A 575-nucleotide genomic window follows, 5' to 3' on the forward strand; every position below is an offset into this window, starting at 1 on the left:
GCACTAAATATAAACATAATAAAATCCAGTTTCATAGCAAAGTGACCGAAAAATCTTGTAACATCAGCATAGATCTCAGAGCTGCCGGTCAAGTTTAGTTTTGTGTCATGGGTGCGTCAGGTAAAATCAGTCCTTAGAATAGATAAAGTGAGGGGCTTTAAGTCCCTCACTTATTTTTTATCAAATAATTAAGTTATTAGTTGGCTCGTGCCAAAGTTACGGTAACCGTCATTTAAGTCTTTGGTGTTGTACTTCGCCATGTAAGCGACTCGTAGCAGGAAGTCATAATAATCAGAGCTTAACGTTAAAGCGTCGTGTCGGGTGAACCACGCACTGTGATTCTTCGGGAAATGCGGGAGGTACGCGTAATCAGGATATTCAAGCCCAATGGCACTGCACCATGCTTTCTGAATCGTGTTGCCATATTATCTGCACCACGGTTGGTGTAATTGTAAGTATCCCGCATAATCGTGCCATTCACATTTAGAGATCCTCCGGCATAATCACTCTGCCAACAAAGGAGATCGCAATGCGTAAAGCCCGTTTTACTGAGCATCAGATCATTGCCGTAATTA

General features: G+C 42.1%; 1 pseudogene. It reads right to left on the reverse strand.

Going from position 1 to position 575, the window contains the following annotated elements:
• Window positions 1-188: 188 nt before the first annotated feature.
• Window positions 189-433: pseudogene (locus NNO03_RS22465) on the reverse strand (inovirus-type Gp2 protein); the annotation flags it as partial.
• Window positions 434-575 lie beyond the last annotated feature (142 nt).

This window comes from Citrobacter sp. Igbk 16 (assembly GCF_028069755.1).
Lineage (GTDB): Bacteria > Pseudomonadota > Gammaproteobacteria > Enterobacterales > Enterobacteriaceae > Citrobacter.